Annotated in this window: 24 protein-coding genes; 12 read left to right on the top strand and 12 right to left on the bottom strand. The window is 60.2% G+C overall.

Annotation, left to right across the window (positions count from 1 at the left end):
• Positions 1–506: 506 nt before the first annotated feature.
• The 5 genes from mnmE to rpmH all read right to left on the bottom strand — a co-directional run bounded on the left by mnmE (position 507) and on the right by rpmH (position 4,500).
• Positions 507–1,889, bottom strand: coding sequence for a tRNA uridine-5-carboxymethylaminomethyl(34) synthesis GTPase MnmE (gene mnmE, locus FAY22_RS18090; protein ID WP_146331783.1), 1,383 nt, complete (start codon positions 1,887–1,889; stop codon positions 507–509).
• Between the two features lie 138 nt (positions 1,890–2,027).
• On the bottom strand, positions 2,028–3,680 hold the full coding sequence (yidC, locus tag FAY22_RS18085) for a membrane protein insertase YidC (protein WP_146331781.1): 1,653 nt from the start codon (positions 3,678–3,680) through the stop codon (positions 2,028–2,030).
• Between the two features lie 29 nt (positions 3,681–3,709).
• Positions 3,710–3,964 carry a membrane protein insertion efficiency factor YidD gene (gene yidD, locus FAY22_RS18080; protein WP_146331779.1) on the bottom strand — a complete coding sequence of 85 codons (255 nt, stop codon included), beginning with the start codon at positions 3,962–3,964 and terminating at the stop codon, positions 3,710–3,712.
• Positions 3,961–4,260, bottom strand: a complete 300-nt coding sequence (locus tag FAY22_RS18075; RefSeq protein ID WP_371417307.1) for a ribonuclease P protein component — start codon at positions 4,258–4,260, stop codon at positions 3,961–3,963. Before FAY22_RS18075 ends, yidD begins: the two co-directional genes overlap by 4 nt.
• A gap of 105 nt (positions 4,261–4,365) precedes the next feature.
• Positions 4,366–4,500: a 50S ribosomal protein L34 gene (gene rpmH / locus FAY22_RS18070; RefSeq protein ID WP_040041456.1), complete on the bottom strand. Its 135-nt coding sequence runs from the start codon at positions 4,498–4,500 to the stop codon at positions 4,366–4,368.
• Positions 4,501–4,960: 460 nt separating this feature from the next.
• On the opposite strand from rpmH, the gene dnaA reads away from it, so the two are divergent.
• The 3 genes from dnaA (at position 4,961) to gyrB (ending at position 10,436) form a co-directional block, all read left to right on the top strand.
• Complete coding sequence (gene dnaA / locus FAY22_RS18065; protein ID WP_146331775.1) at positions 4,961–6,343, top strand: chromosomal replication initiator protein DnaA; 1,383 nt, start codon at positions 4,961–4,963, stop codon at positions 6,341–6,343.
• Positions 6,344–6,658: 315 nt separating this feature from the next.
• A complete protein-coding gene (gene dnaN / locus FAY22_RS18060) occupies positions 6,659–7,765 on the top strand; it encodes a DNA polymerase III subunit beta (RefSeq protein ID WP_146331773.1) in 1,107 nt (368 codons plus the stop codon).
• Positions 7,766–7,940: 175 nt separating this feature from the next.
• Complete coding sequence (gyrB, locus tag FAY22_RS18055) at positions 7,941–10,436, top strand: DNA topoisomerase (ATP-hydrolyzing) subunit B (RefSeq protein ID WP_146331771.1); 2,496 nt, start codon at positions 7,941–7,943, stop codon at positions 10,434–10,436.
• 458 nt (positions 10,437–10,894) lie between these two features.
• Here gyrB and FAY22_RS18050 read toward each other — a convergent pair whose 3' ends face one another.
• Entirely contained in the window at positions 10,895–11,143 is a 249-nt protein-coding gene (locus tag FAY22_RS18050) for a DUF3297 family protein (protein ID WP_146331769.1), read from the bottom strand.
• A 291-nt stretch (positions 11,144–11,434) separates the two neighbouring features.
• On the opposite strand from FAY22_RS18050, the gene FAY22_RS18045 reads away from it, so the two are divergent.
• Both FAY22_RS18045 and FAY22_RS18040 read left to right on the top strand, forming a co-directional pair.
• Entirely contained in the window at positions 11,435–11,950 is a 516-nt protein-coding gene (locus tag FAY22_RS18045) for a DUF2127 domain-containing protein (protein ID WP_146331767.1), read from the top strand.
• A gap of 5 nt (positions 11,951–11,955) precedes the next feature.
• Entirely contained in the window at positions 11,956–12,219 is a 264-nt protein-coding gene (locus FAY22_RS18040) for a hypothetical protein (protein ID WP_146331765.1), read from the top strand.
• A gap of 78 nt (positions 12,220–12,297) precedes the next feature.
• On the opposite strand, the gene FAY22_RS18035 is transcribed toward FAY22_RS18040, so the two are convergent.
• Both FAY22_RS18035 and FAY22_RS18030 read right to left on the bottom strand, forming a co-directional pair.
• On the bottom strand, positions 12,298–13,080 hold the full coding sequence (locus FAY22_RS18035; RefSeq protein WP_146331763.1) for a 3-hydroxybutyrate dehydrogenase: 783 nt from the start codon (positions 13,078–13,080) through the stop codon (positions 12,298–12,300).
• 80 nt (positions 13,081–13,160) lie between these two features.
• Positions 13,161–14,546 carry a GntP family permease gene (locus FAY22_RS18030; RefSeq protein WP_146331761.1) on the bottom strand — a complete coding sequence of 462 codons (1,386 nt, stop codon included), beginning with the start codon at positions 14,544–14,546 and terminating at the stop codon, positions 13,161–13,163.
• A 338-nt stretch (positions 14,547–14,884) separates the two neighbouring features.
• On the opposite strand from FAY22_RS18030, the gene FAY22_RS18025 reads away from it, so the two are divergent.
• Entirely contained in the window at positions 14,885–15,769 is an 885-nt protein-coding gene (locus FAY22_RS18025; protein WP_168204878.1) for a LysR substrate-binding domain-containing protein, read from the top strand.
• Positions 15,770–16,458: 689 nt separating this feature from the next.
• On the opposite strand, the gene FAY22_RS18020 is transcribed toward FAY22_RS18025, so the two are convergent.
• Positions 16,459–16,803 carry a 50S ribosome-binding protein YggL gene (locus FAY22_RS18020; protein WP_146331757.1) on the bottom strand — a complete coding sequence of 115 codons (345 nt, stop codon included), beginning with the start codon at positions 16,801–16,803 and terminating at the stop codon, positions 16,459–16,461.
• Positions 16,804–16,958: 155 nt separating this feature from the next.
• Between FAY22_RS18020 and ltaE the strand changes: the two genes are divergently transcribed.
• From ltaE to FAY22_RS17990, 6 genes are all read left to right on the top strand, one after another.
• On the top strand, positions 16,959–18,023 hold the full coding sequence (gene ltaE / locus FAY22_RS18015; protein WP_146331754.1) for a low-specificity L-threonine aldolase: 1,065 nt from the start codon (positions 16,959–16,961) through the stop codon (positions 18,021–18,023).
• A gap of 399 nt (positions 18,024–18,422) precedes the next feature.
• Complete coding sequence (locus FAY22_RS18010; protein WP_146331752.1) at positions 18,423–19,421, top strand: 2-keto-3-deoxygluconate permease; 999 nt, start codon at positions 18,423–18,425, stop codon at positions 19,419–19,421.
• A 12-nt stretch (positions 19,422–19,433) separates the two neighbouring features.
• On the top strand, positions 19,434–20,705 hold the full coding sequence (locus FAY22_RS18005; protein ID WP_146331750.1) for a four-carbon acid sugar kinase family protein: 1,272 nt from the start codon (positions 19,434–19,436) through the stop codon (positions 20,703–20,705).
• On the top strand, positions 20,705–21,700 hold the full coding sequence (gene pdxA / locus FAY22_RS18000; RefSeq protein WP_146331747.1) for a 4-hydroxythreonine-4-phosphate dehydrogenase PdxA: 996 nt from the start codon (positions 20,705–20,707) through the stop codon (positions 21,698–21,700). The genes FAY22_RS18005 and pdxA overlap by 1 nt, the downstream gene beginning before the upstream one ends.
• 106 nt (positions 21,701–21,806) lie before the next feature.
• Positions 21,807–22,592, top strand: coding sequence for a DeoR/GlpR family DNA-binding transcription regulator (locus tag FAY22_RS17995; protein WP_146331745.1), 786 nt, complete (start codon positions 21,807–21,809; stop codon positions 22,590–22,592).
• Between the two features lie 194 nt (positions 22,593–22,786).
• Positions 22,787–23,077: a PsiF family protein gene (locus FAY22_RS17990; protein WP_146331743.1), complete on the top strand. Its 291-nt coding sequence runs from the start codon at positions 22,787–22,789 to the stop codon at positions 23,075–23,077.
• A 101-nt stretch (positions 23,078–23,178) separates the two neighbouring features.
• Here FAY22_RS17990 and FAY22_RS17985 read toward each other — a convergent pair whose 3' ends face one another.
• From FAY22_RS17985 to FAY22_RS17975, 3 genes are all read right to left on the bottom strand, one after another.
• On the bottom strand, positions 23,179–23,364 hold the full coding sequence (locus FAY22_RS17985) for a hypothetical protein (protein WP_146331741.1): 186 nt from the start codon (positions 23,362–23,364) through the stop codon (positions 23,179–23,181).
• A 116-nt stretch (positions 23,365–23,480) separates the two neighbouring features.
• A complete protein-coding gene (locus FAY22_RS22455) occupies positions 23,481–24,014 on the bottom strand; it encodes a glycine zipper 2TM domain-containing protein (RefSeq protein WP_146331739.1) in 534 nt (177 codons plus the stop codon).
• 39 nt (positions 24,015–24,053) lie between these two features.
• Complete coding sequence (locus tag FAY22_RS17975) at positions 24,054–24,560, bottom strand: glycine zipper 2TM domain-containing protein (RefSeq protein WP_146331737.1); 507 nt, start codon at positions 24,558–24,560, stop codon at positions 24,054–24,056.
• Positions 24,561–24,668 lie beyond the last annotated feature (108 nt).

The raw sequence follows: 24,668 nt of genomic DNA, 5'->3' as shown, positions 1-24,668 counted from the left end.
GCGAGCGGCGTGAGGCACAGCGCAAATTGATGCTAAGCGAACGATATGCGTGCCGTTATTGGAACAGGGCCGTACAACGGGGCGTTATGTGTTGCTAAAACGTGTAAGGAGACGTAATAGTTTCTGCCAGTTCTTATTCCTTTCCTATACTTGGAGGGAAAGGAAGTCGGATCATGAAAATCGTATGGAAGGCCGCGGCAGCTGCATTCGCCTTGTCTTCATTGCTGGGCGGCTGCGCAGTGTATGAACCGGCGCCAGTGTATAGCCAAGGGCCATATTACCAAGCCGCGCCGGTATATTACGGGTACAGCACACCTGGGCCTGTCTATGTACAACCGGCGCCCGTGTACGTCGAGCCTCCGATCACGTTTGGATTCAATTTCGGTTATTGGAGCGGCGGCAGGCACGGCTGGGGCGGCCATCACCGCCATTGGTAGCTCTTGTAATGAAAGAGGGCCCGCGCGAGGCGGGCCGACGGCAAGCGCCGCGACCGCGCGGCATGCCACCTATTTCCCGATACAGAAGCGGCTGAAGATCACTCCGAGCAAATCATCCGACGTGAACTCGCCGGTGATGCTGTTCAGGCGCTCCTGCGCCAGCCGCAATTCCTCCGCCAGCAAGTCCAGCGACGCGTCATTGATCTGGCTATCCTTGGCCGCATGCAGCGCGGCAATCTCCAGATGATCGCGCGCCGCCTTTAACGCCAGCAGGTGCCGCTCGCGCGCCAAGAAGCGCGACTCGCCGGTCTGCTGCCAACCCGCCACCCGCAGCAGTTCGGCGCGCAGCAGGTCGATGCCGGTGCGCTCGGCTGCCGACAGATAGATGTGCGTCGCATCCGGCATGCGGTCGATGGCCGGCTTGTGTCCCGACAGGTCGATCTTGTTCCACACCCGCAGCACCGGCACGCCGGGCGGCAGGCGTTCGAGAATATCCTCGTCGCCGCGCGTGGGGCCGCGGCTGGCGTCGAGCAGGTGCACGATCACGTCCGCCTTGCGCACTTCGCCCCAGGTGCGCTCGATGCCGATGCGCTCCACTTCGTCGCCGGCGTCGCGGATGCCCGCCGTGTCGATGATGTTGAGCGGCACACCTTCCATCTGGATCGTCTCGGTCACCTTGTCGCGCGTGGTGCCTGCAATCGGCGTGACGATGGCCACGTCGGCGCCGGCCAGCGCGTTCAGCAGCGACGACTTGCCGACATTCGGCTGGCCCGCCAGCACCACGTTCAAGCCGTCGCGCAGCAACGCGCCCTGCGCGGCCTCGGTAAAGATTTTTTCGAGGTCGGCGCGGATACGCTCGAGCTGGCCGCGCGCATCCGATTTTTCCAAGAAATCGATTTCCTCCTCCGGGAAGTCGAGCGTCGCTTCCACCAGCATGCGCAGGTGCACCACCTTGTCGACCAGGTCGTGGATGGTTTTCGAGAACACGCCCGACAGCGATTGCGAGGCCGATTTGGCCGCCGCTTCGGTCGACGCCTCGATCAGGTCGGCCACCGCCTCGGCCTGCGCCAGGTCCAGCTTGTCGTTAATGAAGGCGCGGTGCGTGAATTCGCCCGGCTGCGCCATGCGCAGGCCGATGTCCTTGCCGGCTGCCAAGCAGCGCTGCAGCAGCATCTGCAGCACGATCGGCCCGCCGTGGCCTTGCAATTCCAGCACATCCTCGCCGGTGTACGAATGCGGCGCCTTGAAGTAGAGCGCGATGCCCTGGTCGATGGCGCTGCCGTCTTCGTTCAGGAATGGCAGATAGGTCGCGTAGCGCGGTTTCAGCTGCGCGCTGCCGCACACGGCTTGCATCACGCTGCTCAAGTCTTTGCCGGACACGCGCACCACGCCGATGCCGCCGCGCCCCGGGGCGGTCGCAATGGCCGCGATGGGGGAAGAGTCGTAATTCATGTCAATGATTGTAACTGCCGTCCGGGGCAAATGCTGTTGCTGTACGTCAACAAGCCAAGAGAGCCGGCGTGGCATTTATTGCCATAGCAAAGTAAAAAGCCCGCGCAAGGCGCGGGCTTGTCGTGAATGCGGCCGACGTTACGCCGTCTTGCCGCCTTCGATCTTCTTCGTGATTACCCACTGCTGGGCGATCGACAACACGTTGTTCACTACCCAGTACAGCACCAGGCCGGCCGGGAAGAAGAAGAACATGACCGAGAACACGATCGGCATGAACATCATCACCTTCGCCTGCACCGGGTCCGGCGGCGTCGGGTTGAGCTTGGTCTGGATGAACATCGACACGGCCATTACGACCGGCAGGATGTAGAACGGGTCCGGCGCGGCCAGGTCGTGGATCCAGCCCAGCCACGGCGCGTTGCGCATCTCGACCGAGGCCAGCAGCACCCAGTACAGCGCGATGAACACCGGAATCTGCACCACGATCGGCAGGCAGCCGCCGAGCGGGTTGATCTTCTCGGTCTTGTACAGTTCCATCATCGCCTGGTTCATCTTTTGCGGATCGGACTTGTAGCGCTCGCGGATCGCTTGCATCTTCGGCGTGACGGTCTTCATCTTCGCCATGCTGCGGTAGCTGGCTGCCGACAGCGGGAAGAACGCGAGCTTGATCAGGACGGTGAGCGCGATGATGGTCCAGCCCCAGTTGCCCAGTACCTTGTGGATCTGGTTCATCAGCCAGAAGATCGGCTTGGCCACGATGGTCAGCCAGCCGTAGTCCTTCACCAGTTCCAGGCCCGGTGCGATCTTTTCCAGCACGGCCGCTTCTTCCGGACCGGAATACAGCACCGTGTCCATGGTCTTGGTGGCGCCGGGCGCGATCGTGCCCAGCGGCAGGATGGTGCCGACGGCGTACAGGTTGGTGTCGACCTTCTTGGTGAAGATTTCACGGGGTGCGTTTTGCGGCGGCACGATGGCCGACACGAAGTAATGCTGCACCAGCGCGATCCAGCCGTTGTCGGCCTTTTTCGCGTGTTCCGCCTTGCCTTCCTCGATCTTCTTGAAATCGAGCTTCTGGAATTTCTCCGCGTCCGTATAGACGGCCGGGCCTGTGAAGGTGCTGTAGAAACGCGATTCGCCTTCCGGCTTGTTGCCGTCGCGGACCAGCTGCACGTACAGCGACGGGTTGACCGGCGCGCTCTGCTCGTTGGTCACCGCGTGCTTGACGTCGATGATGTACGAGCCGCGCTTGAACACGTAGGTCTTGGTCAGCTTGACGCCGCCTTCGCTCGATTCCAGCACCAGCTGCAACTCGTCGCTGCCGTCCAGCGCGCGCGGGCCGGGCTTGGCGACGAAGGGCGACTTGTGGGTCGGGAAGGACGCGTTCTGCGCGCCGATCAGGCCGCTTTGCGCGAGGTAGACGTGGTTTTGCGCGGCGTCGAACAGCACGACATTCTTGGTCGGATCGACGGTGTCCTTATGCTTGAGCAGCTCCAGGTACTTCAGCTCGCCGCCCAGCGTATCGATCTGCGCCTTGATCACGTCGGTCGTGATGGTGACGATCTCGCCCTTGGCGGGTGCGGCTGCGCCCGGCACGGCCGCCGGCGTCGCGGCGGGCGTGCTGGCCTGCGGCACGTCGGACTTGGCGCCGCCGGTGGCTGCGGGTTTGGCTTGCTGCGTGGCCGGCGTCGGGAAGAACATCGACTGCTTGCCGTTATAGCGCATCCAGTTGTCCCATATCAGCAGCAGGGACAACGAGAATACAACCCACAGAACGGTACGTTTGATATCCATAAGTGTATGTATGAAAAATAGTCTGGAATTCAGCGGTGGCGGCAGGCTGGCGCGGCCGGCTTGCCGGATGGATTCTGCGGAACCGGATCCAGTCCGCCCGGATGCCACGGATGGCATTTGCACAAGCGCTTCGCGGCCAGCCATCCGCCTCTGGCCGGCCCATGTTCGCGGATCGCTTGCGCGGCGTAGTCCGAGCAGCTCGGATAAAAACGGCAATTCTGGCCGAGGAAGGGGCTGACGCCCAGCTTGTACGCGCGCAATAGTAACAGCAAAAGCGTTTTCATTGACGCTCTTCCCGGATGGCTTGCGAGCGCAGCAATTGTGCCAGCTCGCGGCGCAGTGTGGTCTTGAGCCGGACGGTGGTGGCCGGCTCGGCTTTGGTATTCACTGACTTGGATAGCCGGACGATGCAATCGATCGCCGGCAGGGCCGATTGGCGGAACAATTCGCGCGTGATGCGCTTGATCGTGTTGCGCGTGACCGCGCGCGGCGCGAAGCGCTTGGCGGCGATGACGCCCAGGCGCGCACGGTCCAGCTGGTTGTGGCGCGCATACAGGACGAAATGCGCGCTGCGCTGCACGGGCCGCAAACGAAAAACGGATGAAAACTCATCCGTTTTAACGATACGCCGGTCGCGTGAATACGCTTCGCTCACGCCAGCAGCTATTGCGGGGCAGTGCTTGGCTTAGACAGCCAGGCGCTTGCGGCCCTTGGCGCGACGTGCGTTGAGCACAGCGCGGCCACCGCGGGTAGCCATACGCACGCGGAAACCGTGGGTGCGCTTGCGGCGGACGACGGAAGGTTGGTAAGTACGTTTCATTATTGGTCTCGCTAGTCAGCAAAAATGGGTTGGATCATCACGTCAGCCCATTCTTGTTTTGCACGCGCAAAACGCAACAGGCAGTGAACCCGCAATTAGACACTGATTTCTGCTTGCCTGTCAATCACTTAGAAGGCATTCGGGGCGCCGTCGGACGCTGCCAAGGGGCGGCTTCTTCTCGTATAGGCAATAGGTTGCCAAGAGGCTAAGCTGTCTCCAGGTATTTATTCCCTATGCTCAAATTATCCACATTGGCAAGCACTTTTTTGTGTAGGGAAAATGACGAGTCCTGTGGATAACTTGCTTCGCCAAGGTTAGAATACCGGTCCCGTGTGGACATCTTCAGGATGCCGGCGCGCCCGCTTCGCGCTCCCTGTGCAGCGGACTGTCCGCACAACGGTTTTGTGCCCATCCGGGCCGCGTGTTCCGATTCCACGCACACTATCAATAAAAGAAATTCATGGAAAATTTTTGGCAGAGTTGCTCCGCTGTATTGGAGCAGGAACTGACGCCTCAGCAATTTAGTGCATGGATTAAACCGCTGGTCCCGCTCGATTATGAAGACGGCCGGCTGCGCATCGCCGCACCGAACCGCTTCAAACTGGATTGGGTGAAGACCCAATTCGCCAGCCGCATTACGACCCTGGCGTCGGAACACTGGCAGATGCCGATCGACGTGCAGTTCGTGCTCGACCCGCGCACCGGCGCGAAAAAGCCGGCGCCGATGCCGGCCGCCCCTGTCGGTAACAGCGGCCCTCTGGTCGATATGCCGGAAGTGCATGATCGTGTCGATATTGCAATGGAAGTAACGACGCGCCGCGACCAGAGCAAGATCAATGACGCGCTCACTTTCGAGAGTTTCGTCACCGGTAAAGCGAACCAGTTGGCGCGCGCCGCGGCCATCCAGGTTGCCAACAATCCCGGCGTTTCCTACAACCCGCTGTTCCTGTATGGCGGCGTGGGCCTCGGTAAAACCCACCTGATCCACGCCATCGGCAACCAGTTGCTGGCTGAAAAGCCGAATGTCAAGATCCGTTACATCCACGCAGAGCAGTACGTTCGTGACGTAGTGACCGCTTACCAACGTAAGGGCTTCGACGACTTCAAGCGCTATTACCACTCGCTGGACATGCTGCTGATCGACGATATCCAGTTCTTTGCCGGCAAGAGCCGCACGCAGGAAGAATTCTTCTATGCGTTCGAGGCGTTGATTGCCGCAAAGAAACAAATCATCATCACCAGCGATACCTATCCGAAGGAAATCAGCGGCATGGACGACCGCCTGATTTCGCGTTTCGACTCGGGACTGACGGTCGCGGTCGAACCGCCGGAACTGGAAATGCGGGTCGCGATTCTGCTGAAAAAAGCGGCATCCGAAGGCGTGGTGCTGTCCGACGACGTGGCGTTTTTCGTGGCCAAGCATTTGCGCTCGAACGTGCGCGAACTGGAAGGCGCGCTGCGCAAGATCCTTGCGTACTCGCGTTTCCACGGCAAAGATATTACGATCGATGTTGTCAAAGAGGCATTGAAAGATTTGCTTTCGGTCCAAAATAGACAGATATCGGTCGAGAACATCCAGAAGACGGTCGCCGACTTTTTCAACATCAAAGTTGCCGACATGTACTCCAAGAAGCGCCCGGCGAATATCGCACGGCCGCGCCAGATTGCGATGTACCTTGCCAAGGAATTAACGCAAAAGAGCTTGCCAGAGATTGGCGAATTATTCGGCGGTCGCGACCATACGACCGTGCTGCACGCGGTGCGCAAGATCGCCGCCGACCGCTCCAAGAACCCGGAAGTCAACCACGAATTACACGTACTGGAACAAACACTCAAGGGATGATGCGCTGCCTATTGGCTTGTGGATAACTAAAGGGTGGGGTCTGCCTAATTCTTGAGCAGAGAGCCGCCGGCGGCCCGAAAGCATGGACATGATGGAATTGCTCAGCATGCCGGGGGTATTGTCTTCTGGCAAGAAACGGCATTTGCCCTGCTTGTAGTGAGGGCAAAACCCGCACTTAGTTATCTTGGAAAGGGGCCTTTTCTGTCAAAATAGAGGCTTGGGTAAACCGGTGGATGTCTGCCTTTTTTAGACATGCCTTTTCCCGGCCATCCCGCATCAAGGCATCGTCTCAACTATTACTACAAGGACAAAAGCATGCAATTGGTTAAAACCCAACGAGACACGCTACTCCGGCCTTTGCAGATCGTGAGCGGTATTGTCGAGCGTCGGCACACGCTGCCGATTCTGGCCAATATCCTCATTCGCAAGGACGGTGAAAAGGTGTCGTTCCTGTCCACCGACATCGAAGTGCAGATCACCACGCACGCCGACGTCGGCAGCGGCCCCGAAGTCGCGTCCACCACGGTCGCCGCCCGCAAGCTGCTCGACATCCTGCGCGCCCTGCCAGACTCCGGCGACGTGTCGCTGACGCTGGCGAACAAGCGCATGACGGTCCAGTCCGGCAAGTCGCGCTTCGCGCTGCAGACGCTGGCCGCCGAAGAATTCCCGACCGTGGCGCAAGCCGAACAGTTCAACGCAAAAGTCACGCTGCCGCAAAAGACCCTGAAGCACCTGTTCAACATGGTGCACTTCTCGATGGCGCAGCAGGATATCCGCTACTACCTGAACGGCATGCTGCTGGTGGTCGACGGCAAGAACGTGATCGCCGTCGCCACCGATGGTCACCGCCTGGCGTTCTGCCAGGTCGAGACCGACCAGGATTTCGCGCGCCAGGAAGTGATCATCCCGCGCAAGACGATCCTGGAATTGCAGCGTCTGTTGGAAGACCTGGACAATCCGGTCGACCTCGAGATTGCGGCCAACCAGGTGAAGCTGACGTTTGCCGACATCGAACTGATTTCCAAGCTGGTCGAGGGCAAGTTCCCCGACTACACGCGCGTGATCCCGAAGGGGTACAAGAACAACTTCACGATCGACCGCCAGACCCTGCTGCATTCGCTGCAGCGCGCGGCGATCATGACCAGCGATAAGTTCAAGGGCGTGCGCTGCATCATCAGCCCCGGCAGCCTGAAGATCAGCTCGACCAACGCCGACCAGGAAGAAGCGGTCGAAGAACTCGAAATCGATTACGGCGGCGACAGCATCGACATCGGCTTTAACGTCACCTACCTGCTCGATGTGCTGAACAACCTCAAGTGCGACAATGTGAATGTCGCGCTGGGCGACGCCAATTCATCGGCATTGATTACGATACCGGATAACGCCGACTTCAAGTACGTCGTGATGCCGATGCGTATTTGATTGATTAATTAACGCTATTCGCAAGGGGGCCGCTGTGGGTGAAGCGAGCCCCTTTGCTGCATTTTTGGATTCTTAAATTTTTCGCTGATCGACTTTCTTCTCTTGGCAGAGAGTGAAGACAAGGCATCAAGCGTTTCGTTCTTTCAGTCGTAGTTCGTTTTATCAGAAGGCAGCCATGTCCGCGATCCCTCAAGAAAACTCCCAGCCGCAACAAAGCCAGTACGGTGCGTCCTCGATCCAGATCCTCGAAGGCCTGGAAGCGGTGCGCAAGCGCCCCGGCATGTACATCGGTGACACGTCGGACGGCACGGGCTTGCACCACCTGGTATTCGAAGTGCTCGACAATTCGATCGACGAAGCGCTGGCTGGCTACTGCTCCGAAATCCACGTCACCATCCACGCTGACAATTCGATTTCCATCACCGACAATGGCCGCGGCATCCCGACCGGCATCAAGTGGGACGACAAGCACGAGCCCAAGCGCAGCGCCGCCGAAATCGTGATGACCGAGCTGCACGCCGGCGGCAAGTTCGACCAGAACTCCTATAAAGTTTCCGGCGGCCTGCACGGCGTGGGCGTGTCCTGCGTGAACGCGCTGTCGAAACTGCTGCGCCTGACCATCCGCCGCGACGGCAAGGTCCACACGATGGACTTCGCCAAGGGCGTGCCGCAGAACCGCGAAATCGAGGTACAGGACGGCGTCACCGTCTCCCCGATCAAGGTCATCGGCGAAACCGACAAGCGCGGCACCGAAGTGCACTTCTGGGCTGACGAGGAAATCTTCACCCACGTCGAATTCCACTACGACATCCTGGCCAAGCGCATCCGCGAACTCTCGTTCCTCAACAACGGCGTGCACATCAAGCTCACCGACCAGCGCACCGGCAAGGAAGAAGACTTCGCGTTCGAAGGCGGCACCCGCGGCTTCGTCGAGTACATCAACAAGAACAAGAACGTACTGCACCCGACCGTCTTCCAGGCCACCGGCGAAAAAGTCTCGGACCAGGGCACCACGATCAGCGTGGATGTCTCCATGCAATGGAACGACGCGTTCAACGAACAGGTGCTGTGCTTCACCAACAACATCCCGCAGCGCGACGGCGGCACCCACCTGACCGGCCTGCGCGCCGCGATGACGCGTGTGATCAACAAGTACATCGAAGAAAACGATTTCGCGAAAAAAGCGAAAGTCGAAATCGCCGGCGACGACATGCGCGAGGGCCTGACCTGCGTGCTGTCGGTGAAAGTGCCCGAGCCGAAGTTCAGCTCGCAGACCAAGGACAAGCTGGTATCAAGCGAAGTGCGCGGTCCGGTCGAGGAAATCGTCGCGAAGACCTTGACGGATTTTTTGATGGAAAAGCCGAACGACGCGAAGATCATCTGCGGCAAGATCGTCGAAGCCGCCCGCGCGCGCGAAGCCGCCCGCAAGGCGCGCGAACTGACGCGCCGCAAGGGCGTGATGGATGGCCTGGGCCTGTCCGCGAAACTGGCCGACTGCCAGGAGAAGGACCCGGCGCTGTGCGAACTGTACATCGTCGAGGGTGACTCCGCAGGCGGCTCCGCCAAGCAGGGCCGCGACCGCAAGTTCCAGGCGATCCTGCCGCTGCGCGGCAAGGTCCTGAACGTTGAAAAGGCGCGCTTCGAAAAGATGCTGTCCTCCGAGCAGATTACCACGCTGATCGCCACGCTCGGCACCTCGATCGGCCCGGACGAATTCAACGTCGAGAAGCTGCGCTACCACCGCATCATCATCATGACCGACGCGGACGTTGACGGCGCCCACATCCGCACCCTGCTGTTGACGCTCTTGTATCGCCAGATGCCGCAGCTGGTCGAGCGCGGCCACGTCTACATCGCGCAGCCGCCGCTGTACAAGGTCAAGCACGGCAAGGACGAGCGCTACCTGAAGGACGATGTCGAAGAAGCCAGCTACATGATGCAGATCGCGCTGCACGACGCCGCCCTGATCCCGGCCGAAGGCGCCAATCCGGTCGTCGGCGACGCGCTGTCGGAACTGGTGCGCCAGTACAACACCGCCAATGCGATCATCATGCGCCTGTCGCGCGCCGTCGACGATGCCGCGCTGTCGGCCATCATGAACGGCGTCACGCTCAACCTCGACAGCGCCGAGAACGCGGCAAGCTCCGCGCAGGCGCTGACCAAGGCCATCAACGATCCGAGCGTCGAAGTCGTCGTGAAGTCCGACGAGCTGTCCGACAAGCACCTGCTCTCCATCCAGCGCCGCCATTTCGGCAACCTGAAGATCAGCACGATCGACGCCGACTTCGTGCACGGCGCCGACTACCTCGTGCTGGCCAACGCCGCCGCCACCTTCAAGGGCCTGATCGGTGCCGGCGCGATGGTGCGCCGAGGCCAGGGCGACAAGGCCAAGGAATTCGCGATCCGCGACTTCCACGAAGCGATGAACTGGCTGCGCGACGAAGCCGAGCGCGGCGTGTCCAAGCAGCGCTACAAAGGTCTGGGCGAAATGAATCCGGAACAGCTGTGGGAAACCACGATGGACCCGACCGTGCGCCGCCTGCTGAAGGTGCAGATCGAGGATGCGATTGCTGCGGACCAGATTTTCACCACGCTGATGGGCGATGATGTGGAACCGCGTCGGGCGTTCATTGAGTTGAATGCGCTGCAGGCGGGCAATATTGACGTTTGATGTTGTCGGATGACACAGATAGTGAAAACTGTGCCAAGTAAGTGAAAAAGTAGTGACAGAGAAAATGAAAAAAGCCAGCTGTGTGAAAGCTGGCTTTTTCATTGCGTGTGGAGTTTTATGTTAGCGGCAACTCAATGCTTTAAAGCAGACATCGTTTGAATTTAGTTGATCGGCGGAAATCGATCCAAACCATTCAGTTGGCTTCCTCGAAAGCGGACATAGGCGTGTCGTTTTTCAACGATTAAGCTGTCACGCGCAAAGCGTCGTTGTCGAGCAACGAGTTGTGTCCGGAACGGTTGCTTCCGAAGATGTCCGAGGCTTTGTGTGCGGAGGTTAATTTAAAAATCTCCGTGTGGCCCGTTCGTGAAACGGTCGCCGAAAACGATAGCGGACTGATTGGCCGCTTGCTTCCATGTCGCAGTCGGCATCTTCCATTCTTTCTTATGTTACGCAAGGCGTTATCGGTAAAAAGGTTCGACCTTGCCTTTTACCTTGATCGTCATCGGATTGCCCTTGCGGTCACGCGCCTTGCCGGCCGCAACCTTGATCCAGCCTTCGCTGATGCAATATTCCTCGACATTGATGCGTTCCTTGTCATCGAGCTTGATGCCAACATCGTGCTCGAGAACAGCCGCATTGTAGTAAGGGCTGCGCGGATCGACCGATAGACGGTCAGGAAATGGGGGGAGTTGTGTCATGTCATTCATGGGCAGGAATTATCCACCATTCTCTTGCCCAAAACAATTTTCCAGAACTCGCCTGCTTTACGCCAAGACCACTCTGTGCGCATAAAGCCAAGCACGCCTTCTGGGCGCGATCGTTGCAAGTGCAATTGTCGCGGTGCGGCGTCTGCGGGATGGCAAGCATCATCCGGGTAGCTCCAATGTCTGCAAATAGCCAGTTCTTGCTGGATGTCACCCTTCTTTGTGGCCGTAGTACGGTACGCTGAGCGCCAGACCGATCCCAACGGTTCTCAGCATGGACCGATTTCTTCCAACATGATTGATTCCAAGCCCATCCACTCAGTTGTACCGTCACATCCAGTCGCTGTACGGCGCACTCTGCATGCAATCGCTGCCTTTGAGGCAATCAAGGGTCTTGCGGCGTTTGCCGCAGTCGTTGGTGTTCTTGACCTTATGCATCACGATGTGCGGCACTTTGCGCTGGAGCTAATCGGACGCTTTCACTTGAATCCGGATGCCCATTATCCGTCGGTGCTCTTGCATTACGCCAACCTTCTACCTAGCGCCGACCTGAACTCGCTTTTTCTTCTGGCGTCGGGTTACATCGCGGTGAGACTGTTGGAAAGCTACGGACTCTGGAACGATTACGCTTGGGGTGAATGGCTTGGGGCTCTTTCGGGAGGGATTTACATTCCGTTTGAATTCAACCACCTGTTGCACCGTCCGTCACTGATTACTGGCCTCGTTCTGGCAGGTAATATGTTCTTAGTCGCATTTCTAACCATCCAACTTTGGCGACGGCATCACCCTGCAAACAATCAAATTGCATAACAACCTTGACGGTTCGGCTGTGGCCGCAGGACGCATGTCCTTGTGTATTTTCGTTCGGCTGTTCAGGGTCACATCGCCGCCTTCCGATTTCCGTCGTCGAACCAGCACTGCCGACCCAAACCCGCCAGTTGGCTTTCTCGAAAGCGGACATGGCCGTGTCGAATTTCAACGCTGAAATGACCGGCGCGTTTGTACGCTACAACAGTGCGGCAAAACTGCCGCAGTATGCGGGTATCGCCGCGGTGATCGACAAAAATAGGAAAACTTGAAAAAAGCGTGGCGGTCTCCCAATGACATCGTTTGGTGCATTGTTGATGCCAGCGTTGTCAAAGCGGACGGCCCGGGAATTATTGGGCCGTCCATCCCCCATCGATGGCGAACGCAGCACCGCGGATCTGAGCGGCGGAATCGGAGCACAAGAACACCGCCAATTCCGCAATCTGCTCCGGCGTCGCAAAGTCGCCCGAGGGCTGCTTTTCGCCCAGAAGCCGTGCCTGCGCCTGCTCGTTGGTGATGTTCTCACGTGCGGCAAGATCGTCGATCTGGCGCTGGACTAATGGCGTCAATACCCATCCTGGACAAATGGCGTTGCATGAAATCCCGGTCTGAGCCGTCTCAAGCGCGACGACTTTCGTCAGTCCAACGACGCCATGCTTGGCTGCCACATAGGCCGATTTGTTCATGGAACCAACCAAGCCGTGCACCGATGCGACGTTGATGATACGTCCCCAGCTCCGCGCTTTCATGTGCGGCAAAGCCGCCTTAATCGTATGAAAGTTGGACGACAAGTTCACTGCAATCACTGCATCCCATCGCTCTTCAGGGAACTGGTCGACGGTAGCGGTATGCTGGATACCAGCGTTATTGACAAGAATGTCGAGCCGCCCGAATTCGTTCACCGCATAGGTGATCATATTTCGTATCTGCTCCGCGGAAGACATGTCGGCGCCGTGATGCAAGACCCGCACATGAAACTCCTCGCTGATCTGCGTACAGAGCGATCGAGTCAGCTCTGCGTCACCGAAACCGTTAAGCAGGATGTCCGCTCCTTGCCGTGCAAGACCGCGGGCGATGCCCAGTCCTATTCCGCTTGTTGATCCGGTGACAACCGCTAGCCTGCCTTTAAGCATGACGCGTTCCTTCCTGTCGTGAGTGAGAAAAATGATTAAATACTTCGGCGACCCGAGGCGATTTGAAAATCAAGCGGCAACTACACGATACCGAACAGGTAATAGGCTCCGATCGCGACAAACACGGCAGTGGTCTTAATCACTGTCACAGCAAATATGTCCTTATATGACGTCCTGTGCGTAAGTCCAGTCACGGCAAGCAGGGTGATCACCGCTCCGTTATGCGGCAATGTATCCATGCCGCCGCTCGCCATGGCAGCAATACGATGCAAGACTTCCAGAGGAATATGCGCGGCATTGGCGGCCTGGATGAACGTGTCGGACATGGCGGCAAGTGCGATACTCATGCCGCCGGAGGCGGAACCGGTGATCCCGGCGAGCGAGGTGACTGTCACGGCCTCGTTTACGAGCGGATTGGGAATGACCTTCATTGCACCGGCGATCACTGCAAATCCAGGCAATGCTGCAATGATGCCGCCAAAACCATACTCGGTTGCCGTATTCATCGCGGCCAGGAGCGCGCCGGCAACAGCCGACTTTGATCCTTCTGCAAATTTTGTCGATACTTCTTTGAAGGCGAACGCAGTGACGAGGCAGATGCCGATCAACAACGCGCCCTCGACCGCCCAAATCCCGACGTTTGGTGCGACGTCGACAGTCAGAGGATGTCCTGGAAGCGCGACGGTGAACTTGGCGCCGAAATATTGTGGAATGGCGAGAGTAAAAATCTTGTTCATCACGCCCACGGCCACCAGCGGCAGAAGTGCGACGAAGGCATTTGCGAGCTTGCCTTCCTGCGCGTATTCCGGCTCATTTACATGACCACCTCCGTACCCCTCGCCCGCTGTGCGCGCGGCGTTGCGACGCCAAGTCAGATATGCCATTCCCACGAGCAGGATGAAGATAGCGCCGATCGTCCCGAGCCATGGGGCAGCCCAGGTATTCGTCTTGAAGAAGGTCGTCGGGATGATGTTCTGGATTTGTGGCGTCCCGGGCAACGAATCCATCGTGAAGGTGAAGGCGCCAAGAGCGATGGTGCCGGGAATGAGCCGCTTGGGAATATCGCTTTGCCGGAACATCTCAGCCGCAAACGGATAGACCGCAAACACCACGACGAACAGGGAAACGCCGCCATACGTCAGCAATGCGCACACGATAACAATCGAGAGCATGGCACGCTCACGTCCGACCAAGCGGATCACGGCCGCAACGATGGATCGTGAAAACCCGGACAGCTCGATCACCTTCCCGAAAATCGCCCCAAGCAAAAAGACGGGGAAATACAGCTTCACGAAGCCAACCATTTTCTCCATGAAGATCCCGCTAAACATCGGCAGGACATAGGCAGGGTCGGTAAACAAGACCGCCAGCAAAGCGCAAACCGGGGCAAACAGGATGACGCTGTAGCCGCGATACGCGATATACATGAGCAGCAGCAGCGCTGCGACGACAATTGCAAAGTTCATTCTTGGGTCTCCAAAAACTTGACGCTACCGGTCTGCTACTCGCCAACACCCGTGCGTCGTGGTTTTCATCGTCAAATGTCGCTGCATCGGTGAGGGCAATCGCAGGATTGGGCGCAAACACGGCACCTTTGCTAGAGCAGTAAGCAGAGCACATCCTTCATGCACGCTGTCCTGATCATCAAATTGCCGCGCCGCCTGATCTGCGAGGCCCGCAGTAAATGCAGTTTTGAACGATGAACTGTGACAAAGCGACGGTAGCATACCCATGAGATAGATATAAAAATAGTGAATAATTACTATACAATCCATGTATATCTGGAATGGAAATAGATACGCTCATGGATTTGCGATCTCTGCAGTATTTTGTCGCGGTGGTAAAAGCCGGCAGTTTCAGTAAAGCTGCGGAAGAACTTCACGTCTCGCAACCCACGTTAAGCAAGGCAATCGGCCAGCTTGAGGACGAGCTAGACGTGAGCTTGCTAGAACGGGGCAGACGGGGTGTCAGCGTTCGTCTTACTCCGGCTGGCGAGCTGACATATGGTCATGCGCAGGCAATGCTTGACCGCCGCCGGCAGCTTCTGTCGGAGCTTGCAGCGATGCGGGAGCTGCGCATGGGTGAATTATCTCTCGGGCTAGCGCCACTGGGAGGTGCTGAAATCTTTGCCCCGATGCTTGCAAAGTTCAAGCGAACCTATCCAGGAATCGCGGTAAATATGGTGCAAAGCGGATCCCAGCGCCTGGAACAACACATTCTCGACGGGTCGCTCGAAATGGCCACAATGTTGCTCCCATTAGGGAGCGAATTTGATTGGTTTCCGTTACGCGACGATGGAATGGCCGTTCTCCTGTCAGCGAATAACGACATGGCAGGCAGACCGCATCTGTTTCTGCGCGAACTCGCCGATTTTCCGATGGTGATGTTTGATAATACGTTCGTCATTTCTCGCATGCTGCGCGACGCATTCCGGGAAGAGCATGTACCTTTGAATGAAGTCGCGCATACCACCCATCTGGATTTTGCATTGGCCCTGGTGGCTGCTGAAGCGGGAGGACTCATTCTTCCATTAGGGATCGCGCATCAGGTTGCAAAAGAAACGATGGCCGTCGTGCCGCTTAAGCACAGCCATCTCCGATGGAAACTCGTCCTCGCCTGGCGTCACGGCGTACCACTGTCTGCCGCTGCACAGGCTTGGCTGCATATTGTTAAAACGATGGAGAATTAAAAACCGCGGTTGCTCGGAGATTTTTGGTCTCCCCGGGGTGATTGATGGAATGCATCGGACGAATGGCGATGACGTAGCGATCCTTCCAGTAGCCGACCTGGGCATACAGCAAATCGATTCCGCATCGTTCTCCAATAGATAGCCATGCCTCAAGCGTCTCTGCCTGAGAGCCGGTTACTGCTTCAGCGCGGCAGCTCGTGTTTAAGCTCCTGCAGTAGAATCGTTTTCCCAGTTCTTCTCTGCCAAGACCACGATCGTGCGCGACCGCCCCTCGGGCCTGAACTTGTTCTTCGATTCGGCCGCCTATGATCGCTATTGGGAAGGCCGCAAGCTGTGGGGACAGCTCGTGTGAGAAAGCCGCAATCTCGCGCGCCAATGCCAGCGTTTCATCGCTGCGGCCATGCCGTTACGCTTTGAGGCCGGATTGGCGGACGTGGGCATGATCATGCGTGCCATCGCTTATGCGCATGCCCTGCGCCAGCGGTTGCGGGATAGGGCGACGCTGCGCGATTGACGCAGCGGCTGCACATATACACATACACATATGGGGTCAGACTCGACATATGGTGCTTGCTAGAGTCGGACCCCATATGCTTTTGCCGTCGGACACGCCCGGCAAGCGATGCGAAGGCGTGATGCATGCTGCCTGCATTGAGCGCAGGGCGCTTGACCACTCCATGAAACAAAACTCAGGTGCTGTACCACGCATCCTTGAGCGGACCAACTACAACATCTTTCAGTTCCTGTCGCGCTTCGGCCCATTTCTTGAACGACTCTCTCTGTGCCTCAGTGACAGAACCGCGAAGCGCATCGACGACCAGGAACCCTTCGAAGCCGCCGTTAAATCCGCCGCCGAAGAGAAGGCCTTGTTCATCAACTGCAGTAATTAACGCATCAATAAAGGCTGTGCGCTCGTCCTGTGTGAGTTCCTTTGCGAGCTTGGCGGTTACATCGAATCCAAATTCTTGAAATTCACCTAAGCGAAGCTTCTTGCGCTGACGGAGATTATGCTTACCTTTGATTTTTGCCGGCATTTCTGACCTTATGTGGAGAATGAAAACTGTAAGGATGGTGGGACAATCGTAGAGGGCGCTTAGTGTACCGTGTCACAGATATTCTCGTCTAAGAATCCCTCCACGCCCGCATAAAAGTCCGATAATGTCCCCGGATTTTTCAACCGAGGACAACCATGAGCGACTTCCGCAGCGACACCGTCACCCAACCGACACCGGCGATGAAACAGGCGATGCTGGCCGCGCCGCTGGGCGACGATGTGTTTGGCGACGATCCGAGCGTGAACCGCTTGCAGGAACTGGGCGCGCAGATGCTGGGCTTCGAGGCGGCGCTGTTCGCGCCGAGCGGCACGCAGACCAACCTGATTGCGCTGATGACGCATTGCCAGCGCGGCGACGAGGCGATTGTCGGCCAGATGTGGCATACCTATCGCTGGGAAGCGGGCGGCATGGCGGTGCTCGGCTCGATTCAGCCGCAGCCGCTGGAGCACCAGCCGGACGGCACCATCGCGCTGGCCGATATCGAAGGCGCGATCAAGGTCGATGATCCGCATTTCGCCAAAACGCGCCTGGTGGTGATGGAAAACACCACCGGCGGCAAGGTGCTGCCGCTGGCCTATATGCGCGATGTGGTCGCCTTGGCGCAGCGCCACGGCTTGCGCACGCATATCGACGGCGCGCGCCTGTTCAACGCGGCGGTGGCGCTGGCCGACGGCGGCGATCCGGTGCACAAGGCGCGCGAGCTGGCGCAGTCGTACGACTCGGTGTCGCTGTGCCTGTCGAAGGGGCTGGGCGCGCCGGTGGGATCGCTGCTCTTGGGCTCGCGCGATTTCATCAAAGAGGCACGGCGCATCCGCAAGATGCTGGGCGGCGGCATGCGCCAGGCCGGCATGCTTGCGGCGGCGGGCATCCATGCGCTGCAACATCACGTGCATCGCCTCGCCGAAGACCATGCCAACGCGCGCCTGCTGGCCGAGGGACTCGCCGAGGCCGCGTCTTCCCACGCGAAACTGAAAGGTCGCGCCACGGCGCATGCGGCGCAGACCAATATCGTGTTTTTCGATATCGACGCCGACATCGCGGATGCGTTCTTGCAGCATCTCGCCGACAACGACGTGCGCGTCACCGCCGGCTACTTCCGCGCCAGGGAGCGTGCGATGAAACGCATCCGCTGGGTGACGCATCTCGACGTGAGCCGCGCGGACGTGGAGCGGGCGTTGCGGGTTGTCGCCGGTTTCTGAAGCCAGATACGACTAGCCTCGCCACGACCCTCGCGGATGGGGCCGTCGGCGTTCCGGACAAGGCTGCCGTGGAGTACCAGCCTTCGTCGCCACGCCGCCCCTGGCCCTGCGTTCGCGGCTGCCGATGGCGGCGCGCGCCGCATCCTGCCTTTTGACCATACCGTCTACCAGTCAGCCGTTCGCGGGGGCGCGGGCAGGCCGCTGCATTCAACTGGTCAATGGCACGCCGAACTATTGCCTAGCGCTATCCTAAAATGCGCAAAACAGTCATTGAAAAAATAAATTGCGTAAAATGCGCAAAAATATAGGGATTCCGTTATCCTTGTCTCACGAAATGCGTGTATCGAGCATTTTCAAATTACGCGATTGCAAATTTTTTAATTCGTAAAGGCGGAGACAATGAGACAGGTTCCTATCAAGCGTACGCTTGACCGTATTCCCGGCGGCATGATGATCGTGCCCCTCTTGCTGGGCGCGGTCATCACCACATTCTTCCCCAGCACCCCCAAATTTTTCGGTTCCTTTACCGGGGCGCTGTTTACCGGCGCCTTGCCGATTCTTGCCGTTTTTTATGTCTGCATGGGCGCGAGTATCGATGTCAAGGCGACGCCTTACATCCTGAAAAAAGGCGGCTCGCTGTTCGCCGTCAAGGTCGGCATGGGCATCGTGCTGGGATTGATTCTGGGCCACTACCTGGGCGAAGCGCCGGTGTCCGGCGGCTTGTTCGCCGGGCTGTCCGCCTTGGCGATCGTGGCGGCGATGAACGATACCAACGGCGGCCTGTACATGGCGTTGATGGGGCAGTACGGCAAGCCGGAAGACGTCGGCGCCTACTCGGTGATGTCGGTCGAATCCGGCCCGTTCCTGACCATGGTGACGCTCGGCGTGGCCGGCTTGTCGGCGTTCCCCTGGCCTACCCTGGTGGGCAGCATTTTGCCGCTGGCGATCGGCATGCTGCTCGGTCATCTTGACCGCGACATGCGCGCGTTCCTGAGCAAGGCGGTGCCGGTCATGCTGCCCTTCTTCGCGTTTGCGCTGGGCGCCGGCCTCGACCTGGGCAAGGTCTGGCAGGCCGGCCTGCTGGGCCTGGGCATGGGTGTCGCGGTGGTGATCGTCACCGGCATCCCGCTGTACCTCGTCGACCGCGCCATCGGCGGCAACGGCGTGGCAGGCGTGGCCGCGGCCAGCACGGCCGGCAATGCCGCCACGGTGCCGGCCATTATCGCCGCCGCCAACCCGGTCTACGCCGATGCGGCGAAGTCCGCAACCATCATCGTGGCGGCTTCCGTCGTCGTCACCGCGATCCTGGTGCCGATCGTGACCGCGTGGGTGGCCAGGCAGAAGACGGCGCAGGCCGGCGTTGAAGCGGCGCCGGCGGCGAACCCCAAGTCGGCCTGAGGCAGGGTTCCCATGACGCAGACAGTGATCATCGCCGACGATCTGTCCGGCGCAGCCGATTGCGCCAGCGCCTTCGTCAAGGCGGGGCTGGAGGCGCTGGTCATTATCGACCGGCAGGCAGCGCAAGGCGCCGAGCTTGAGGCGGCGCAGGTGGTCTCGATCGACGCGGACACGCGGCGCCTGCCGGCGGCCGAGGCGGCGGAAATCCACCGCGAGCTGTGCGCGCGCTACCGCACCCCGGGCCAGCTGCTCTACAAGAAAATCGACTCCACCCTGCGCGGCAATTTTGCGCAGGAACTCGCCGCCATCATCGACCAGGCGGGGCTGGCCATCGTCGCCCCGGCATTTCCTCAGGCTGGCCGCTTCACCCGCAACGGCCATCAATACCTCAACGATGCGCCGCTCGAAGAAACGGAAATCTGGCGCGGCGAAGGCATCGCCGGCACCGCCCATATCCCGGGCATGCTGGCGCGCCACGGCATCAAGGCCGCGTCGCTCGGCCTGGACGAGATCAGGCAGGGCGCGCAGCACGTGCGCGCCCGGCTCGAAACATGCGCACGCGACGGCGTGCAGGCGGTCGTCTGCGACGTGGCGGCCGACGCCGACCTGCGCACCATCGCGCAGGCCTCGCTGCCGATGACGGTGCCGCGCTTCTGGGTCGGCTCGGCCGGGCTGGCCAATCATTTGCCGGCCGCCGCGCACGCCTCCGGCAAGCCGGCGCAGGCGGTTCCCGTCATCGCCGATGGATCGATCCTCACGGTCGTCGGCAGCCTGTCGAGCGTGTCGCGCGCGCAGGCGGAGTGCCTCTTTGCCGGCGGCGGGATCGAGCGCGTCGAGGTGGCTACGGGCATCCTGCGGCAGGGCCAGTCGCATCCGCAATGGCAGCAGATCCAGCGCACGCTGGAGGCGCTGTTGCGGAAAAAATGCGACGTGCTGATCCTGATCGGCCGGGAAGAGCCGGTCAACATGGGAGAAGGCCTGCAGCTGTGCCAGGCGCTGGCGCAGCTGGTCGCGCCGCTTGCCGCGCACATCGGCGCGGTGATTTCCACCGGCGGCGAAACCGCGCGGGCGATTCTGTCCGCGATGGGATCGACCGGGCTGCGCCTGGCCGGCGAAGTCGAGCCGGGGGTGCCGCTGTCGGTTGCCGCCGGCATCAGGCCGATCCCCGTCATTACCAAGGCCGGCGCCTTCGGTTCCCGCGATACGCTGCTGCGCTGCCACGAAACGCTGCGCCAGGCGCGGGCCGGCGCCGGCTCCACCTCATCCCACAGGAAAGCTTCTTAATGTACCGCCCCATCATTGCCATCACCATGGGCGACGCCGCCGGCGTCGGCCCGGAAATCATCATGAAAAGCCTGGCGGCCAGGGACCTGTACCAGCAGTGCAGGCCGGTGGTCATCGGCGACATCACGCGCCTGCGCGAAGCGGCGCAGATCGTCGGCAGCAAGCTGCAGCTGCATGCCATCGACAGCGTCGCGGCGGCGAGCTATGAATATGGCGTGGTCGAGTGCATCGACCTGGGGCTGATCCCGCCCAACTACCCGTTCGGCCAATTGTCCGCGCTGTGCGGTCATGCCGCCTACTGCTATATCGAGCGCGCCGTGCAACTGGCGATGCGGCAGGAGATCGACGCGATCTGCACCGCGCCATTGAACAAGGAAGCGCTGCATGCCGGCGGCCATCTCTTCCCGGGGCATACCGAAATGCTGGCGAAGCTCACGAATACGCCGGAAGTGTCGATGATGCTGGTGGCGCCGAACCTGCGCGTGATCCACGTGACGACGCACATCGGCTTGCTCGACGCGATCAAAAAAATCGAGACGGGCCTGGTGGAGCGGACGATTGCGCGCGGCTACGACACGCTGGTGCGTTCGGGTATCGCCAATCCCCGCATCGGCGTGTGCGGCATCAACCCGCACGCGGGCGAGAACGGCTTGTTCGGCTGCGGCGAGGAAGAGGAAAAAATCATTCCGGCCGTGCAAGCCCAGCGCGCGCTGGGGCGCAGCGTCGAGGGTCCGCTGCCGGCGGACACCCTGTTCTTCCGCGCCGCGCGCGGCGACTTCGACCTGGTGGTCGCGATGTACCACGACCAGGGCCACGGGCCGGTGAAAGTCATGGGACTGGAAGCGGGCGTCAATATCACGGTGGGCCTGCCGGTGATCCGCACCTCGGTCGACCACGGCACCGCGTTCGACATCGCGGGCAAAGGCATCGCCGACGAGGGCAGCATGCTGGAAGCACTGCGCCAGGCGGTCGGCCTGGCCACGCGCCGCGCTTAGCGGCCAGCCGCGCCCATATGGGAAAATGCCACGCCGGGTGCGTGGCATTTTGTTTTGCGCGCCCATCGGGTAAATTACGCCACATCGAAAGCGGGCTTCTCCTCATATGGCAAACAATAAAACGGAAAAACGGCGGAACGCGATTCTCGGCATCGTCTCCAGCGAAGAGGCCAACGTTGAGGCGCTGAGCCGCCATTTCGGCGTGTCCGAGTCCACCATCCGCCGCGATCTCGCCGAGCTGGCCAACAGCGGTCGCGTCGTGCGCACCTACGGCGGGGCCGCGTTGTCGCCGACGGACCGCCGCGAATCGCCGCTGAGCGAACGCATCCATGTCCATCGCGCGCGCAAGGAGGCGATCGCGCGCCTGGCCGCCGCGCAGATCCATGCGGGCGAAACGCTCATCCTCGATGTCGGCACCACCGTCGCCGCCCTGGCACGCCAGTTGCGCGGGCGCCACGATCTTCATGTCATCACGAACAACATCACCGCCTTGACCGCGCTGGCCAACGACCCCGACATTTCCTTGACCGTGCTGGGCGGCAGCCTGCGCAAAATGAGCATGGGAACCGTCGGTCCGCTCGCGGAACTGACCCTGGGCAGGATGACGGCCGACAAGGTATTTCTCGGCGCCGACGGCCTGGTCGCGGGGCGCGGCTTGTGCGAGGCGAACCAGGAGCAGGCGGCGCTCAAGGGGAAGATGATCGACCAGGCGAGCGAGGTGTTCGTGCTGGCCGATGCCTCCAAGCTGGGCTTTGCCGGGCAACAGGCGTGGACGCCGCTGGAGCGCCCGTGGACCCTGGTCACGGATGCCGACGCCACGCCGGCGCAACTGGCGCCATTCAAGGCGCTTCCTAATGTCTCGATCCTGGTGGCCGGCACTCATGCCGCCTGAGGCGGGAGTCGCAACCGCCGCTTGGACGGCATCGACATTTGCCGCTTGAATCGCGCACGGAGAAGGGGGCGCCGCCCGCTCCGTGCACCAATTTTCAGAAAAAACGGCTTGCCTTCTTGATTTCACACATTTGCAATTTCCTCGTATAGTGGGAGCCTGCAGTATGTTGTCAACCCTCTACCAAGGAGAGCCGTATGAAGAAGTTCTTTGCAGCAGCCTTGCTTCTTGCCCCCTTCGTATTTCAGCCCACGTTTGCCGCAACGGCGCAACAGCAGAAGATGGCGGCCTGTAACAAGGATGCCGCCGACAAGAAAGGCGACGAGCGCAAGGCGTTCATGAAAGAGTGCCTGAGCAGCAAGCCGAAAGTCAGCGACGCGCAAAAGGCGCAACAGGAGAAAATGAAATCCTGTAACGCCGAAGCCAAGGACATGAAAGGCGCGGATCGCAAGAAGTTCATGAGCGAGTGCCTGAAGAAGAGCGGATAAGCGCAGATAAGACAAAGGCCCGCGACTGCGGGCCTTTTTTCATGTGTGCGTGCGGTGCCGGGGCGCCGGATGGTGCGTTCGCCACGGCTGCCGGAGCGTCGTTACCAGAGGTTGTCGTCCGCTGCCGCCTTCAGTTCCTTGGCTGTTTCCAGCTGCCGTCTGCGTTCTATCCGTTTCTGGAGTACCGCCGTATGCTGCTGTGCCGTCATCGGCATGGCTGTCATCAGCGCCTTGAGTGGGGCGACGTTCGCATAGTCGTCCCGGTATTTCCAGCTAGAGCCGCGCAAGGTTGCACCTCCGTGGTTACGCAAAAAATATAGATGCTAGCCTAGCAGACCACCTTCGCCGAAGACAAGAACTTCTTATGTGCGCCAGCACAATGGCCGATGAAGCCGGCGCGCTGTCAGTCATCGTCGTCGTGGTGATGATGGCGGTGATGCTCGTGCCCCCTGCCCCAGCCGCCGTAGCGGTATTCCTCGCGCCCCACGAAATAGGCCGGCTGCTCGACCACCACCACCGGGCGCGGCTGGACGTACACCGGCTGCGGCTGCACGTAGACCGGCTGCGGTTCGACATAGACCGGGACTTGCTCGCGCACGACGGGGACCTGCACGTGCTCGACCACGGTGCGGCAGCGCCGCACGGTCTGTGTCTGATACGACGGGCCGCGCGCGGACATGCGGTCGCCGACGACCGCGCCGGTCATGGCGCCGACCGCGGTCGCAATCGTCTTGCCGTTGCCGCCGCCGACCTGATTGCCGAGGATGCCGCCGGCCAGTCCGCCGATGATGGCGCCGCCGTAATCGGCGCTCGCTGTCTGGACCGGCACCTGCTCATTCCAGCATTCCTGCCGCGGCCGCTCGACTGTGCGGTATTCGGTGGCGCCGGCCGCCAGCGGCAGGGCGAGGATGGAGGCTATGATTAGTCTGTTTGACATGATCGTGTTCTCGCAAGGGGCCGATGACCGGCTTGGACGTTACTGGCTCTTCTTGGCGATTTCATTGCCGAGGTAGCCGCCGCCGACCGCGCCGGCGATCGTCGCCAGCGTCTTGCCGTTGCCGCCGCCGACCTGGCTGCCGATCAATCCGCCGACGACCGCGCCCACGCCGATGCCGACCGGGCTGTTCTGCGCGGCGGGTGCAGGCTGCTGGTATGCCGGGGCCGGCGCGTACTGCGGCGCGGGCGCTGCCTGGGCGACTTGGACCGGCCTGGCGCGATGCTGCACATACTGGTGATGCACGACGGTCTTGTGCTCCACCACTTCCTTGACGACGGGCGCGGCGGCGGCTTGCTGGACGGGCGCCGGAGCGGGGGCGGCCATGACGGCCTGAGGCGCGGCGTGTTCGGTGTCGACAGCCGTGCTGTGCGAATTGGGGATGATGCCGACGATGGCGGCGGCAGCGACCAGGCTGACCAGGATGACGGACGCGGCGGCGCCGGCCATGAGGGGATGGATGTGGCCGGACTGTTTGCTTGCTTGCATGGTTACTCTCCAAAAGATTCAACGAGGTGATTCTTACAGGGAGAAACGCCTGACGCACGCATAAAGTCTTTATTGCACTGTTTCAATCGTAAGCAGCTGTAACGGCGT

Origin of the sequence: Noviherbaspirillum sp. UKPF54, assembly GCF_007874125.1 — a bacterium.
Lineage (GTDB): Bacteria > Pseudomonadota > Gammaproteobacteria > Burkholderiales > Burkholderiaceae_D > Noviherbaspirillum.
The sequence above is the reverse complement of the archived record's forward strand: the minus strand, read 5'-3'. Positions and strand labels throughout refer to the sequence as shown.

Excerpts from the sequence above, each read along its gene's own strand:
- mnmE (WP_146331783.1), bottom strand. The coding sequence starts at position 1,889 with ATGAATTACGACTCTTCCCCCATCGCGGCCATTGCGACCGCCCCGGGG.
- yidC (WP_146331781.1), bottom strand. The coding sequence starts at position 3,680 with ATGGATATCAAACGTACCGTTCTGTGGGTTGTATTCTCGTTGTCCCTG.
- yidD (WP_146331779.1), bottom strand. The coding sequence starts at position 3,964 with ATGAAAACGCTTTTGCTGTTACTATTGCGCGCGTACAAGCTGGGCGTC.
- rpmH (WP_040041456.1), bottom strand. The coding sequence starts at position 4,500 with ATGAAACGTACTTACCAACCTTCCGTCGTCCGCCGCAAGCGCACCCAC.
- dnaA (WP_146331775.1), top strand. The coding sequence starts at position 4,961 with ATGGAAAATTTTTGGCAGAGTTGCTCCGCTGTATTGGAGCAGGAACTG.
- dnaN (WP_146331773.1), top strand. The coding sequence starts at position 6,659 with ATGCAATTGGTTAAAACCCAACGAGACACGCTACTCCGGCCTTTGCAG.
- gyrB (WP_146331771.1), top strand. The coding sequence starts at position 7,941 with ATGTCCGCGATCCCTCAAGAAAACTCCCAGCCGCAACAAAGCCAGTAC.
- FAY22_RS18050 (WP_146331769.1), bottom strand. The coding sequence starts at position 11,143 with ATGAATGACATGACACAACTCCCCCCATTTCCTGACCGTCTATCGGTC.
- FAY22_RS18045 (WP_146331767.1), top strand. The coding sequence starts at position 11,435 with ATGATTGATTCCAAGCCCATCCACTCAGTTGTACCGTCACATCCAGTC.
- FAY22_RS18035 (WP_146331763.1), bottom strand. The coding sequence starts at position 13,080 with ATGCTTAAAGGCAGGCTAGCGGTTGTCACCGGATCAACAAGCGGAATA.
- FAY22_RS18030 (WP_146331761.1), bottom strand. The coding sequence starts at position 14,546 with ATGAACTTTGCAATTGTCGTCGCAGCGCTGCTGCTGCTCATGTATATC.
- FAY22_RS18025 (WP_168204878.1), top strand. The coding sequence starts at position 14,885 with ATGGATTTGCGATCTCTGCAGTATTTTGTCGCGGTGGTAAAAGCCGGC.
- FAY22_RS18020 (WP_146331757.1), bottom strand. The coding sequence starts at position 16,803 with ATGCCGGCAAAAATCAAAGGTAAGCATAATCTCCGTCAGCGCAAGAAG.
- ltaE (WP_146331754.1), top strand. The coding sequence starts at position 16,959 with ATGAGCGACTTCCGCAGCGACACCGTCACCCAACCGACACCGGCGATG.
- FAY22_RS18010 (WP_146331752.1), top strand. The coding sequence starts at position 18,423 with ATGAGACAGGTTCCTATCAAGCGTACGCTTGACCGTATTCCCGGCGGC.
- FAY22_RS18005 (WP_146331750.1), top strand. The coding sequence starts at position 19,434 with ATGACGCAGACAGTGATCATCGCCGACGATCTGTCCGGCGCAGCCGAT.
- pdxA (WP_146331747.1), top strand. The coding sequence starts at position 20,705 with ATGTACCGCCCCATCATTGCCATCACCATGGGCGACGCCGCCGGCGTC.
- FAY22_RS17995 (WP_146331745.1), top strand. The coding sequence starts at position 21,807 with ATGGCAAACAATAAAACGGAAAAACGGCGGAACGCGATTCTCGGCATC.
- FAY22_RS17990 (WP_146331743.1), top strand. The coding sequence starts at position 22,787 with ATGAAGAAGTTCTTTGCAGCAGCCTTGCTTCTTGCCCCCTTCGTATTT.
- FAY22_RS22455 (WP_146331739.1), bottom strand. The coding sequence starts at position 24,014 with ATGTCAAACAGACTAATCATAGCCTCCATCCTCGCCCTGCCGCTGGCG.
- FAY22_RS17975 (WP_146331737.1), bottom strand. The coding sequence starts at position 24,560 with ATGCAAGCAAGCAAACAGTCCGGCCACATCCATCCCCTCATGGCCGGC.